This is a genomic window from Rhizobium sp. TRM95796 (assembly GCF_025779995.1).
GTDB lineage: Bacteria > Pseudomonadota > Alphaproteobacteria > Rhizobiales > Rhizobiaceae > Rhizobium_E.
Map to the genome: position 1 here is coordinate 39,000 of NZ_JAOXHE010000008.1, position 13,569 is coordinate 52,568.

A 13,569-nucleotide genomic window follows, 5' to 3' on the forward strand; every position below is an offset into this window, starting at 1 on the left:
ATGAGCGACCCCCGCGTCTTCACCATCCCGCCCGGTGCGCCGTTTCTCAAGACGCTGGCGCGGGCGCTCGTCGAGGGTCGGTTGGTCTCGTCCTTCCGGCTGACGCCCGAGGATCCGCTGTCGCTGTCGCGGGCGACGATCTATCTGCCGACCCGGCGCGCGGCCCGCGCGCTTCGGTCGGAATTCGTCGACCTGATGGCGGGGCGCGCGGCGATCCTGCCGGTCATCCGTCCGCTCGGCGAGATCGACGACGACGCCGGCTATTTCGACGAGACGCCGGATGCGGCGCTCGATCTCTTGCCGCCGATCTCGCCCGTTCGCCGGCTCATTGAATTATCTCGCCTGATTCTCGCCTGGCGAAACAAGCTGCCGGCCATGTTGCGCGACATCCATACGGATTCGCCGCTGGTGGCGCCGGCGAGCCCTGCTGACGCCATCTGGCTGGCCCGCAGCCTGGTGGAGCTGATCGACGCGATCGAGACCGAGGAAACCGGCTGGGACGGGCTCGACCGAATCGATCTCGGCGACCGCGCCATCTGGCAGCAGCTGACAGGTGAATTCCTGAAGATCGCCCGCGCCTTCTGGCCGGAGCGTCTCACGGAGCTCAACCGCTCCTCGCCCGCCGCCCATCGCGCCGAGGCGATCCGTGCGGAAGCGCGACGCTACAGGCGCGAACAGACGCCGCATCCGGTGATCGTGGCGGGTTCGACCGGCTCGATCCCTGCGACCGCCGAGCTGATTGAGGCGATTCACGGGCTTGATTGCGGACGCGTGGTGCTGCCGGGGCTCGATCTCGACATGCCCGAGACCCATTGGCGGCTGGCCGGCGCCCTTGCGCCTGACGGCAAGAAGGACGGCGATCCGGCCAGCCGCAGCCATCCGCAATACGGGCTTTATCATCTGCTCGTCCGACTGAAGACCGAGCGGCGCGATGTCGCGCCACTGGCGCTGGAGGAAGACGGATTGCGCCTGCGCGGCCGCGCCGTCAGCCAGGCCTTTACGCCGGCGGAAGCCGAGGCCAATCACCGCGCCTGGCGCGACGAGACCGGCGAGACGGCGCTAGCCGAGGCCTTCGAGGACATGGCGCTGATCGAGGCCGCCAATGAGCGCGAAGAAGCGCTGGCCGCAGCCATCGCGCTCAAGCTGGCGCTGGACGCCACGGACGGCGCGGCCCGGACAAGGGCGGCGCTGGTGACGCCGGACCGTAATCTCGCCCGGCGCGTCGCCACTGAGCTCAGGCGCTTCGGCATCGAGGCGGATGATTCGGCCGGGACGCCGCTGATGACCGCGCCGCAGGGAGCGCTGGCGCGGCTGGTGCTGGAAGCCACGCTCAGGCCCGGCGACCCCGCAGCGCTGATCAGCCTGCTCAAACATCCGATCATCCGGTTGGGCATGGACAAAGCGGAGCTGGAAAAGCAGGTCAATCGGCTGGAATTGCTGACGCTGCGCGGCGGCACGGCGCCCGCCAATCCCTCGGCGCTGACGCCCAGGGTAACGGAGGCCATCGCCCGGCTGAAGGACAATCCGCACAAAACGCATTGGCAGCAGCATCTGCTGATCGAAGACCAGCTGGAGATGCTGATCACGCTGGCGCGGCGGATCGAGCAGGCGGTGGAGCCGCTGACCAGGATGGCGGCGCGCGACCAGTTTGGTCGACCGGTGCAGCGCTATCCCCTGCCCGCCTGGGCCGAGGCGACGGGACAGGCGCTCGAAGCCTTCTGTCTCGACGAGCGCGACAGTCTCGAAAGCCTGTGGTCGAGCGAAGCGGGCGTGACGCTCGCGCGGCTGTTGCGCGAATTGCAGGAGACCGGCGATGTGCTGGAGGCCGACGGGCCGCAATGGATCGACGCGCTGACGGCGTTAATCGCCGGCGTCGGGGTAAAGCCGAAAAGCAACGACCATCCACGGGTGATGATCTGGGGCACGCTGGAAGCGCGTCTTCTGGAGGTGGACACGCTGGTGCTCGGCGGTCTCAACGAAGGAATCTGGCCGGCGCAGACGGCGAACAATCCCTTTCTCTCGCGCATGATGAAGACGGAGATGGGGCTCGAGCCGCCCGAACGGCGCATCGGCCAGGCGGCGCATGATTTCGTGATGGGACTGGGCGCGCAGAAGGTGATCCTGACCCGCGCGCTGCGCCAGGGCGGCGCGCCCTCGGTCGCCTCGCGCTTCCTGCAACGCCTGCAGTCGGCGGCAGGTCAAAGCGTGACGGAGGCGATGCGCCAGCGCGGCGACGACTATCGGGCGCTGGCGGAATCGCTCGATTACGGCGACGAACAGCCGTTTTCGCCGCGTCCCGAACCGTTTCCGCCGGCTGCAAGGCAGCCGGAGCGCTATTCCTTCAGCGAAGCCGGCCGGCTGCGCCGCGACCCCTATCAGATCTATGCCCGCCGCATCCTGAAGCTCGATCCGCTGGAGCCGTTCAACCGCGAGCCGGCGGCGCTGGAGCGCGGCAATCTGTATCACGCCGTGGTCGAGCGCTTTGTCAGAGGCGGCTTTGACGCGCGCGCGCCCGGCGCGTTCGAGGTGATCACGCGGCTGACAGGCGAGGTCTTCGCGGAGGCCGCCCTGCCCCCGCATGTCGAGGCCGTCTGGCGGCCGCGCTTTCTGGAAGTGGCGCGGGAATTCCTGGCGCATGAGGCCGAGCGTCAGCCGCTGATCGACAGGTCCTTCGTGGAGATCCGCGGCGAACATCATCTAACGGGGCTCACCGTGTCGGGCCGCGCCGACCGCATCGACCTGCGCAAAGATGGCCGCGCCGATATCATCGACTACAAGACCGGGCTTGGGCCCTCGCCCAAGGAGGCGCGGTCGCTGCTCGAGCCGCAGCTGGCGCTAGAGGCGGCGGTGCTGAAGGCGGGCGGCTTTGCCGATCTCAAGGCGCGGGAGGCGGAAGATCTGCTCTATGTGCGACTGCGGCCCGGCCGCAATTTCAAAGTCGACTGCGTCAACAACGAGAAATCCACCAAAACCAAGCCGGAGGATCGGCGCTCTGCCGATGAACTGGCCACCGAGGCGCTGTTGCAGCTCGCCAAGCTGACGGCGGCGCTGAAGACGGGCAAAGCCGGATTCAAATCCCGTGTCGCGCCGTTCCGCGACAGCGATCATGGCGGCGATTACGATCATCTCGCCCGGGTGGCGGAATGGTCCTCCGCCGACAGCGACGAGGAGGCCGGCGATGAGTGAGGCCGCGACGACAACGCCGCTCAGCGAAACGACGCTTCTCCAGAACGCCGCATCCTCGCCGGGCATGTCGGTCTGGGTGTCGGCCAATGCCGGCTCGGGCAAGACGCATGTGCTGACCCAGCGCGTGATCCGGCTGATGCTGAACGGCACGCGGCCATCCTCCATTCTCTGCCTGACCTACACCAAGGCGGCGGCGTCAGAGATGTCCAACCGCGTGTTCGAAAAACTGTCGCGCTGGACCGCGCTCGACGACGAACAGCTGGCCCGGGATATCGCGGCAATGGAAGGCGAAGCGCCGGGCCCGCTGAAACTGGCCGAGGCGCGCAAGCTCTTCGCCCGGGCGCTGGAATCGCCGGGCGGTCTGAAGATCCAGACCATCCACGCCTTCTGCGAATCGCTGCTGCACCAGTTTCCACTGGAGGCCAATGTCGCCGGGCATTTCAGCGTGCTCGACGACAAGGCGGCGGCGAGCCTGCTGTCGGAAGCCCGGCGCTTGCTGTTGACGGCGACGCAGGCCGAGGGCGATGAGGCGCTGGCGCGGGCCTTTCACGACGCTTTGTCCATCGCCGACGAAACCGGCCTCGACCGGCTGCTGAACGACCTGATCCAGAACCGCACCGCCATCCGGCGCTTTCTCGCCGCCAGCCGGGAACGTGGCTATGAAGCCGTTCTCGCCGAGGCGCTGGGGCTCGAGCCCGGAGCCACGGTGGCGAGCACCGCGGCCCGCGCCTGGCCGTTAGCCGGATTCTCGCCCGGCGACGTCAAGGCCTATATCGATCTCGCCAATGACAAGGGTGGATCGAAAGCGCAGGGTTGCGCCTATGCGCTGGGGCTTGCCGCCCGTGAAGAGGATCCGGTCAAGCGGCTGATTATGCTGCGCGAGGGGCTGCTGAAAGCGACGGACGAGGCGCCCTATGCGGAAAGCACCTATGCCAACAAGGATATGCGCAACCGCGACGCCGGCCTCATCGACCGGCTGATCGGCGCGACGGGATGGCTGGCGCGGATCTGGCAGGATTACAAGACCGCGCGGCTCTATGAGGCGACGCTCGCGGCCCTGACGCTCGGCGAGCGGCTGATCGACAATTACGAGGCGCTCAAGAAGGAGCGCAGCTTCCTCGATTTCGAGGACTTCATCACCCGCACCGAAGCGCTGCTGAAGAAAGAGGGCATCGGGCCCTGGGTGCATTACAAGCTCGACCAGGGCATCGACCATATTCTGGTGGACGAGGCGCAGGATACGAGCCCGGCGCAATGGGAAATCATCCGCTCGCTGACCGAGGATTTCTTCGCCGGCGAAAGCGCGCGAGCGCTGAACCGCACCGTCTTCGTGGTCGGCGACGAGAAGCAGTCGATCTATTCCTTCCAGGGCGCGCGGCCCGAGCGTTTCGCCGAAGAGCGCAGCCTGACCAAGCGCCGCGCGGAAGAAGGCGAACGGGCCTTCAGGCCCATCAATCTGCATGTCTCCTTTCGCTCGACTGACGATGTGCTGACGGCGGTGGACCGTGTCTTCGCCGACCCCGCCAATGCGCGGGGGCTGAGCGCGATGGGCGATCCTGTCGTGCATGTCTCCAACCGCATCGGCCAGGCTGGCCGCGTCGATCTCTGGGAAACGATTGCGGAGGAAACCAGCACTGAGGAAGACGAGGATTGGCTCGCACCCTTCGACCGCGTGGCAGAACGGTCGGCGGCGGCCGAACTCGCCCGGCGCGTGGCGGCCTCGATCGAGGCGATGGCGGGCAAGCAGACGGTGGTGGAGCGCGACGGCAGCGTGCGGCTGATCAGGCCCGGCGACATTCTGGTGCTGGTGCGCAAGCGCGACGCCTTTGCGCTGACCTTGTCGCGCGAATTGAAGAAGGGCGGCCGCGTGGCGGTGGCGGGCGCCGACCGTCTGGTGCTGTCGAGCCATATCGCCGTGCAGGACCTGATGGCGCTCGGTCGCTTCCTGATCCTGACCGAAGACGATCTGTCGCTCGCGGCGCTGATCAAATCGCCACTGATCAATCTCGACGAAGACGCGCTGTATGAACTGGCGGCGGAGCGCAGTCCGGCGGAAAGCCTGTGGCAGCGGCTGAATGCGCTAGCCGAGACATCCGCGCGCTGGCGGACGGCGCGCGACCGGCTGGACACCTGGCGAAAGATGGCCTGTTCGCTGCGCCCGCATGATTTCTACGCGCGTTTGCTCGGCTCGGAAGGCGGGCGGCGGCTGTTCCTGGCCCGCTTCGGCGCCGAAGTCAGCGACGTGCTCGACGAATTCCTGAGCTTCGCGCTCGATCACGAACAGGCGGGGCTGCCGGGACTCGCCACCTTCCTCGCGACGATGGAGGAGGATTCCCCCGAGATCAAACGCGAGCAGGACAAGGGTCGTGACGAAGTCCGCATCATGACCGTGCACGCCTCCAAGGGGCTGGAAGCGCCGGTGGTGTTCCTTGTCGACAGCGGCGGCAAGCCATTCGACAAGACGCTATTGCCGCGCATGCGCATCGTCGAGCGCGGAGAAGGCGGAGCCCGCCTGCCGCTCTGGTATCCCAATCGCGATTTCCAATGCCCGGTGATCACCGCCGACGAGGCGAGGCTTGGCGCGAGCGCGGAAGAGGAATATCGCCGGCTGCTCTATGTCGGCATGACCCGGGCGTCGGACAGGCTGGTGCTGGCGAGCTATCGCAAGAAGCGGGAGAATGCCGGGACATGGTCCGAGATCGTGCGAACGGCGCTGACGGCGGATGAGAGCCATTGCCGGCCCGAGACCTTCCGCGCCGGCGCGCTGGAATGGCAGGGCTGGACCTGGCGCCGGCACGCCGGTGGAGACGTCGAGGCGTCCGTCGAAGCTGCAAATGTCGAGGCGCGACCGCTGACGCCGAGAGAGCCGCCGCCGGGGCTTTACGCGCCGCTTCCGCCGCTTGTCGATTTGCCGCGGCCGCTCGCGCCGTCGGGCGCGCATGCGGTGATCGACGAGAGCGCCGGCGACGAGGTTGTGACATCGCTGCTGTTCGGCCCGAAGCGCTCGGGCTCAGGCGCGCAGACGCGCGGAAAGATCATGCACCGGCTGCTGCAGACGCTGCCCGAATTCGAGGAGACGGAAAGGCCTGAGGCTGCGGAGCGCTATCTGTCGCGGGCCGCGCCGGATTGGAGCGAGGCCGAGCGGATGCGCATCGCCGTCCAGGCGCTCGATATTCTCGACGATCCCGAGCTTGCCTTCCTGCATCATGCCGACACCAAGGCCGAGGTCTCGATCATGGGTGAGATCAACCTTGGGGGACGCGCTTTCGCCGTGTCGGGCCGGATCGACCGGATGGGGCGCAATGCCGAGGGCGTGTTCATCCTCGATTACAAAACCAATCTGTCGCCGCCGGAGCGCAGGGAGGACATTCCCTTTGCCCATCGCGCCCAGCTCGCGCTCTATCGCTCGGTTTTGGAATCTATTTTCCCGGACGAAACCGTCCGCTGCCTGCTGCTCTACACCGAGGGACCACAGCTTTATTCTCTGACGGAGGCCGAAGTTGAAAAAGCTCTGCTTGATATTTCGGCCCGATGATTTAGGTCATTGAACCGATACCGGCGCATGACCACATATGTGTCCGAACAAGCCTGGGCGGCCTGCAATGATCCGCCCCAAGAAGGAGATTTCCGATGGCCACCGTCAAAGTCGACGTGAACAATTTCCAGGAAGAAGTGCTCAACTCCGCCGAGCCGGTGGTGGTGGACTTCTGGGCCGAATGGTGCGGCCCGTGCAAGATGATCGCGCCGGCGCTCGAAGAACTCGCCTCGGAATATGCCGGCAAGGTGAAGATCGCCAAGCTGAACATCGACGAAAATCCGCAGCTCGCCGCCCAGTTCGGCGTCCGCTCGATCCCGACGCTGGCGATGTTCAAGGCCGGCCAGGTCGCCGACATCAAGGTTGGCGCGTCGCCCAAGACCGCGCTGACCGCCTGGATCTCCGGCGCCGCCTGATACTTCTATCTGAGATATGACGATGGAGCCCGGCCTCGCGCCGGGCTTTGTCATTCCGGCAGGGTGGCGTTGTCTTCGAGCACCGTGCCGGCGAAATAGAGCGAACCGCCGATGAGGATGCGCGGGGGAACCGCATCGGTTTCGGTTTCGACCGCGATCTGGCTGAGGGCCGCGGCGGTGGAGGTCGCCGGTTCGGCGCGGAGGCCGGCTTCGGCGGCGTCATGGGCGAGCGCGACCGGATCGAGCCCTGCGTCGGAACTGCGGATCGCCACCGTATAGACCTTGTGGGCCAAGCCTTCGAAGGCCTCGAAATAACCCTTGGGATCCTTGGTGTTTATCATGCCGGTGACGAGATAGAGCGGGCGCGGCTCGCGCTCCTCGAAGGACACCATGGCTTCGGCGACGGCGCGGCCGCCATGTGGATTATGGCCGCCATCCAGCCAGATTTCCGCGCCCGGCGGCGCGAAGGGAATGAGATTGCCGGTCTTGAGTCGCTGCAGGCGCGCCGGCCAGCTGACCGATTTCATAGCCTGGGCGACCACCTCTTCGCTGAGCGCGAAGCCGGCGCTTTTCACGGCGCGGATGGCGGCGGCGGCATTGGCGATCTGGTGGCGGCCCGGCAGGGCCGGCAACGGCAGATCCATCAGCCCGTCGTCATCCTGATAGACGAGACGGCCGTTTTCCTCATAGGCGAAGTAATCCTGGCCATAGACGGCCGGGTCGACGCCGGCGCGTTCGGCCTTTTTGACCAAGACGTCGAGGGCCGCCGGATCTTCCTGCTTGCCGAGCACGACCGGGCGGCGGCGCTTGATGATGCCGGCCTTGGCGGCGGCGATCTGTTCGATCGTGTCTCCGAGCCAGGCCTGATGATCGAGCGCGATGGGCATGATCAGCGAGACGGCGGGATGATCGAAGACATTGGTGGCGTCGAATTCGCCGCCCAGCCCGACTTCGATGACTGCCGCGTCGGCCGGATGTTCGGAAAACAGGATGAAGATCACCGCCGTCAGCAATTCGAAGACGGTGATCGGCTGGGCGGCATTGGCCTGTTCGGCGCGGAAAACCGCATCCAGCAACTTTTCGTCGGAGACGAGACGACCGCCGCCGGTGGCGCCGAGGCGGTAGCGCTCATGCCAGCGCACCAGATGCGGCGACGTATGGACGTGGCAGCTCAGGCCGGCGGCCTCGATCAGCGCGCGCGAAAAGGCTGTCGCCGATCCCTTGCCATTGGTGCCGGCGATGTGGATCACCGGCGGCAACCTGTCCTGCGGGCGGCCGAGATCGTCGAGAAGCCGGCGGATGCGATCCAGCGACAAATCGAAGCCGCGCGGATAGATGCCGAGGAGACGTTCGATCTCCTGTTCGGCGCGGCTCGGTTGCGTCGCGGTCATGGCCCCTCCCCGGTCCGGATCTTATGCCGCTTCGGCGACGACGTCGGGCAGATTGAGCATCATGCGGGTCAGCCGCGCCAGCGTGTCGGGAATGTCGTGACGGCGAATGACCATGTCGACCATGCCGTGTTCGAGCAGATATTCCGAGGTCTGGAAGCCTTCCGGCAGTTTTTCGCGAATGGTCTGCTCGATGACGCGCTTGCCGGCGAAGCAGATTTCCGCGCCGGGTTCGGCGAGATGGACATCGCCCAACATGGCGTAAGACGCGGTGACGCCGCCGGTGGTGGGGTTGGTCAGCACGACGAAATAGGGAAGGCCGGCTTCTTTCAGCATTTCCACCGCCACCGTGGTGCGCGGCAGCTGCATCAGCGACAGAATGCCTTCCTGCATGCGGGCGCCGCCCGAGGCCGGGAAAATCACCAGCGGGCAATGCTCGGCGATGGCGCGCTCGAAGGCCTTGATGATGGCTTCGCCGGCGGCGAGGCCAAGTGAACCGCCCATGAAGGCGAATTCATGCACGACGCCGACCATCTTGACGCCGCGCACGAGGCCGACGCCGGCGAGGATCGTGTCTTCCTGGCTGGTCTTGGCGCGACCATCCTTGAGGCGGTCGGCATATTTCTTGGAATCGCGGAACTTGAGGGGATCCTGCGGCACTTTCGGCTGCGGGAGAGCCTCGTAGCGGCCGTCGTCGAAGAGGTCGACGAGACGTTCCTTAGCCGGCATCTTCATGTGATAGCCGGAATTTGGAATGACCCATTTGTTGGCTTCCAGTTCCTTGTGGAAGACCATTTCGCCCGTCTCCGGGCATTTGATCCAGAGATTTTCAGGCACATCGGCCGTGGGCCGGCCGAGCATGGAATTGATCTTCGGACGGACGAAATTGGTGATCCAGTTCATGGCTCAAACTCCTGACCGGGGGCGTTTCCGCCCCGATATGGCTGTTTTACTCGGCGGCTGCAAGGCGGGCGGCGCGCACGCCGGTGGACAGGCCGTTGACGAAAGTGACGACCGCCTGGACCGTATCGGCCGTGGCGCGGCCTTCCCTATCCAGCGAGGTCGCGACCTGGTTGATGATGGCGGTGCCGACCACGACGCCATCGGCGGCCGCGCCGATCAGGCGGGCATGCTCGGCGGTCTTGACGCCGAAGCCGACGCAGACAGGCAGGTCGGTATGGCTCTTGATGCGGCGCACAGCGCCGGCGATCAGCGAGGGATCCGGCAGCGCAGACCCCGTAATGCCGTTCATCGAGACGTAATAGACGAAGCCCGACGTGTTGGTCAGCACCTTGGGCAGGCGCTTGTCGTCGGTGGTGGGCGTGGTCAGGCGGATGAAGTTGACGCCCTTGCGGATGGCCGGGATGCAGAGTTCGTCATCCATCTCGACCGGCAGATCGACGATGATCAGCCCGTCGATGCCGGCTGCGACCGCGTCGTCAAGAAAGCGATCGACGCCGTAGATATAGATGGGATTGTAATAGCCCATCAGCACGATCGGCGTGGTCTGGTCGTTCTCGCGGAATTCCCGGGCCATCTGGATGGTCTTGGCGAGCGAGTGACCGTTCTTCAGCGCCCGCTGGCCGGCGAGCTGGATGGCCGGGCCATCGGCCATCGGATCGGAAAAGGGTGCGCCGAGCTCGATGATGTCGGCGCCGGCGCCCGGTAGCGCCTTCATGATCTCGAGCGAGGTCTGGTAATCCGGGTCGCCCGCCATGAAATAGGTGACGAGCGCGGGCCGACCCTCAGCCTTGAGGTCGGCGAATTTCTTGTCCATGCGTGCGGTCATCGCGATCAGAGCCCCATTCCCAAAATCTTGCCGACGGTGAAGATGTCCTTGTCGCCGCGGCCGCAGAGATTCATCAGGATGATCTCGTCCTTGCCCATTTTCGGCGCGCGCTTGACGACTTCGGCCAGCGCATGGCTCGGCTCGAGCGCCGGGATGATGCCTTCGGTGCGGGTGAGCAGCTGGAAGGCGGCGAGCGCCTCGTCATCCATGATCGGCACATATTCGGCGCGGCCCATATCCTTGAGCCAGGAATGTTCCGGGCCGATGCCGGGATAATCGAGACCGGCGGAGATGGAATGACCTTCCTTGATCTGGCCGTCGCCATCCTGCAGCAGATAGGTGCGGTTGCCATGCAGCACGCCGGGCGAACCCGCGGTCAGCGAGGCGCAATGTTCTTCGCCGTCCAGGCCCTTGCCGCCGGCTTCGACGCCGACGATGCGAACCGACTTGTCGTCGAGGAAGGGATGGAAGAGGCCGATGGCGTTGGAGCCGCCGCCGACCGCCGCCACGATCATGTCGGGCAGGCGTCCTTCGGCGGCGAGCATCTGCTCACGGGCTTCCTTGCCGATGACCGACTGGAATTCACGCACCATTTCCGGATAGGGATGCGGGCCGGCGGCGGTGCCGATCATGTAATAGGTGTCGTCGACATTGGTGACCCAGTCGCGCAACGCCTCGTTCATGGCGTCCTTCAGCGTGCCGTTGCCTGCGGAGACGGGGATCACTTCGGCGCCGAGCAGCTTCATGCGAAAGACGTTGGGCGCCTGACGCTCGACATCGGTCGCGCCCATATAGACGACGCAGGGCAGGCCGAAGCGGGCGGCGACCGTGGCCGAAGCGACGCCGTGCTGGCCGGCACCGGTTTCGGCGATGATGCGGGTCTTGCCCATGCGCTTGGCGAGCAGGATCTGGCCGATGCAGTTGTTGATCTTGTGCGAACCCGTGTGGTTGAGTTCGTCGCGCTTGAAATAGACTTTCGCGCCGCCGAGCTCGGCCGTCAGGCGTTCGGCGAAATAGAGAGGGCTCGGGCGGCCGATATAATGCGTGCCGAGATTGGCGAGCTCGGCCTGGAATTCCGGATCGGTCTTGGCCTTGTTCCACTCCGCCTGCAGATCGAGGATCAGCGGCATCAGGGTCTCGGCCACGAAGCGGCCGCCAAAAATGCCGAAACGGCCGTCTTCATCCGGTCCGGCGCGGTAGGAATTGGGCTTTGCGATCTCGTTCACGCGTTTTCTCCTCAGGCCGCCTGCGTCGCGCGACGCACAGCGGCGAAAAATTCGTCCATTTTCGCCAGGTCCTTGACGCCGGGGGCGGATTCTACGCCCGACGACACGTCGATTCCCCTGGGACGGGCGATGCGGATGGCCTCGCCGACATTGTCTTTCGTCAGTCCGCCCGACAGCATGTAATCCACCGAAGGATCGAGCGCCGTCAGCAACGACCAGTCGAAGCTGACGCCGTTGCCGCCAGGGAGCTCGGAGCCTTTGGGCGGCTTGGCGTCGAACAGATAGCGGTTTGCGAGCCCATCATAGGGCTCGATCCGCGCCAGATCCTCCGACGTCGACACCGACAAGGCCTTCATCACCGGCAGACCCGTCATGGCTTTTACGGTGAGAACCCGATCAGGGCTCTCCGTTCCGTGCAATTGCAGAATATCGGGCTTGATCATCGCGATCAGTTCGTCGAGGTCGTCGTCATCGGCATTGACCGAGACGGAGACGATCTTGGCGCGGCCACGGACGCGATCGGCCAGACGACCGGCGTCGGCGGGCTCGATATGGCGCGGGCTCTTTTCGAAAAAGATGAAACCGATATGGGTCGCGCCCAGACGGACGGCGTGATCCACAGCCTCTTCGGTCTTCAATCCGCAGATTTTGATGTCGAGTTTCATCCGGCCCAACTCGCATGAAATGGAGGAAGAGTCGAGCCGTTTTTACGTCGTTCCGGCGCCCACAATGCGGCGCAATCAGCCGAAATCATGCACATGCAGCATCGCGCCGTTGCGCTTCAGCCAGTGCCGCGCCTCGTTCATGCGCGGGCAGAGCCGGGCGCAGATCGCCCAGAAGCGATCGGAATGGTTCATCTCCTTGAGATGGGCAACTTCATGGGCGGCGAGGTAATCGAGCACGTAAGACGGCGCCATGATGATGCGCCAGGAGAAGCTGAGCGCGCCGTCATGCGAGCAGGAGCCCCAGCGGCTCTTGGTGTCTTTGAGCGTGATGCTCTTGATCGTCGCGCCGACTGCGGCGGCATGCGCCTGGGCCCGCGCTTCCAAATCCTTGCGCGCTTCGGCCTTCAGATAATCCTTGAGCCGCCGGGCGAGATGATCTTCGGCGCCGCCGACGCGAATGACAGCCTCGCCGTCGACCTCCGTTATCTGGGTCAGGCCCCTCAGGAGGCCGGTGCGTTCGATGCGATGGGCGACGCCGCGCAGATGCAGATAGCGGCCTTCGGCCAAAGCGTTGGTGGTCGGGAAGCGGGCGAGCCGCGTCATCAACCAGCCTTCGTGGCGGGCGAGGAACTCGTCGATCTCGCGCGACTTCAGGCCGAAGGGCACGGTCAGCTTCAGCGCCTGACCGCCCGGCTCGATGCGCAGCGTGATGCGGCGGGCGCGCCGGTCTGGTTTGACGGTGAGCGGCAGAGACCGGCCCGCGACCTCATGGGTGCGAGTGGACGGCGCATTGGGCCGCTCGGGTTTCTGCAGGAAGGACAGCCGCGACAACATGAGACGAGGTCTAGCAGATTCAGCGCGCAAAACAAAAGCCGGCGCATGACGCGCCGGCTCGATTTGTCGAGATGTTGATTGCTCAGGCGGGATAACCCTGATCGGGCGTATCGACCTGATTGCGGCGCGCCTCGCGGTCGCGCATGAAACGGTCGAATTCTTCCTGGTCACGGGCGCGGCGCAATTCGCGCATATAGGAGTCGAATTCCTCGCGCATCTCGTCGAGCTTGCGGCGCTCTTCTTCGATGCGGTCCAGTTCGGTCTTGCGCCAGTCGTCAAAGGCCATGTTGCCCGAGGCGAACTGGAAGCCTTTGTCGCGCCAGCGGCCGGAGCGGCAGGCGCGGGCGAAGCCGTCGACACGCGCATTGGCGTCGCGCTTGAAGGCGCTGAGACGATCGCCGAACAGGATATATGCCAGCATGGCCAATCCAAGCGGCCAGAAGACGACGAAGCCGAGGACCATCAAAGCGATGGTGGCCGGCGTCCATTCGGGCCGTATGAGAGGGGCGGTGCGGTACATGATGTCGTTT

Annotated in this window: 10 protein-coding genes; 3 read left to right on the top strand and 7 right to left on the bottom strand. The window is 65.3% G+C overall.

Annotated features, from left to right (window positions below):
* The 3 genes from addB (at position 1) to trxA (ending at position 7,137) form a co-directional block, all read left to right on the top strand.
* On the top strand, positions 1 to 3,186 hold the full coding sequence (gene addB / locus OCK01_RS16670) for a double-strand break repair protein AddB (RefSeq protein WP_263824910.1): 3,186 nt from the start codon (positions 1 to 3) through the stop codon (positions 3,184 to 3,186).
* Entirely contained in the window at positions 3,179 to 6,721 is a 3,543-nt protein-coding gene (gene addA, locus OCK01_RS16675) for a double-strand break repair helicase AddA (RefSeq protein ID WP_263824911.1), read from the top strand. Before addB ends, addA begins: the two co-directional genes overlap by 8 nt.
* A 95-nt stretch (positions 6,722 to 6,816) precedes the next feature.
* Positions 6,817 to 7,137: a thioredoxin gene (gene trxA / locus OCK01_RS16680; protein ID WP_182827918.1), complete on the top strand. Its 321-nt coding sequence runs from the start codon at positions 6,817 to 6,819 to the stop codon at positions 7,135 to 7,137.
* 50 nt (positions 7,138 to 7,187) lie between these two features.
* Here the strand turns inward: trxA and OCK01_RS16685 are convergent, their stop codons facing one another.
* The 7 genes from OCK01_RS16685 to OCK01_RS16715 all read right to left on the bottom strand — a co-directional run bounded on the left by OCK01_RS16685 (position 7,188) and on the right by OCK01_RS16715 (position 13,559).
* Positions 7,188 to 8,528: a bifunctional folylpolyglutamate synthase/dihydrofolate synthase gene (locus tag OCK01_RS16685; protein ID WP_263824912.1), complete on the bottom strand. Its 1,341-nt coding sequence runs from the start codon at positions 8,526 to 8,528 to the stop codon at positions 7,188 to 7,190.
* Between the two features lie 21 nt (positions 8,529 to 8,549).
* Positions 8,550 to 9,428 carry an acetyl-CoA carboxylase, carboxyltransferase subunit beta gene (gene accD / locus OCK01_RS16690; RefSeq protein ID WP_263824913.1) on the bottom strand — a complete coding sequence of 293 codons (879 nt, stop codon included), beginning with the start codon at positions 9,426 to 9,428 and terminating at the stop codon, positions 8,550 to 8,552.
* 46 nt (positions 9,429 to 9,474) lie between these two features.
* Complete coding sequence (gene trpA / locus OCK01_RS16695) at positions 9,475 to 10,314, bottom strand: tryptophan synthase subunit alpha (RefSeq protein WP_263824914.1); 840 nt, start codon at positions 10,312 to 10,314, stop codon at positions 9,475 to 9,477.
* Between the two features lie 5 nt (positions 10,315 to 10,319).
* Positions 10,320 to 11,540: a tryptophan synthase subunit beta gene (gene trpB, locus OCK01_RS16700; RefSeq protein ID WP_263824915.1), complete on the bottom strand. Its 1,221-nt coding sequence runs from the start codon at positions 11,538 to 11,540 to the stop codon at positions 10,320 to 10,322.
* 11 nt (positions 11,541 to 11,551) lie between these two features.
* A complete protein-coding gene (locus tag OCK01_RS16705) occupies positions 11,552 to 12,205 on the bottom strand; it encodes a phosphoribosylanthranilate isomerase (RefSeq protein WP_137157001.1) in 654 nt (217 codons plus the stop codon).
* 75 nt (positions 12,206 to 12,280) lie between these two features.
* Positions 12,281 to 13,039 carry a M48 family metallopeptidase gene (locus OCK01_RS16710; RefSeq protein ID WP_263824916.1) on the bottom strand — a complete coding sequence of 253 codons (759 nt, stop codon included), beginning with the start codon at positions 13,037 to 13,039 and terminating at the stop codon, positions 12,281 to 12,283.
* A gap of 82 nt (positions 13,040 to 13,121) precedes the next feature.
* Entirely contained in the window at positions 13,122 to 13,559 is a 438-nt protein-coding gene (locus OCK01_RS16715; protein WP_182827925.1) for a DUF2852 domain-containing protein, read from the bottom strand.
* Positions 13,560 to 13,569 lie beyond the last annotated feature (10 nt).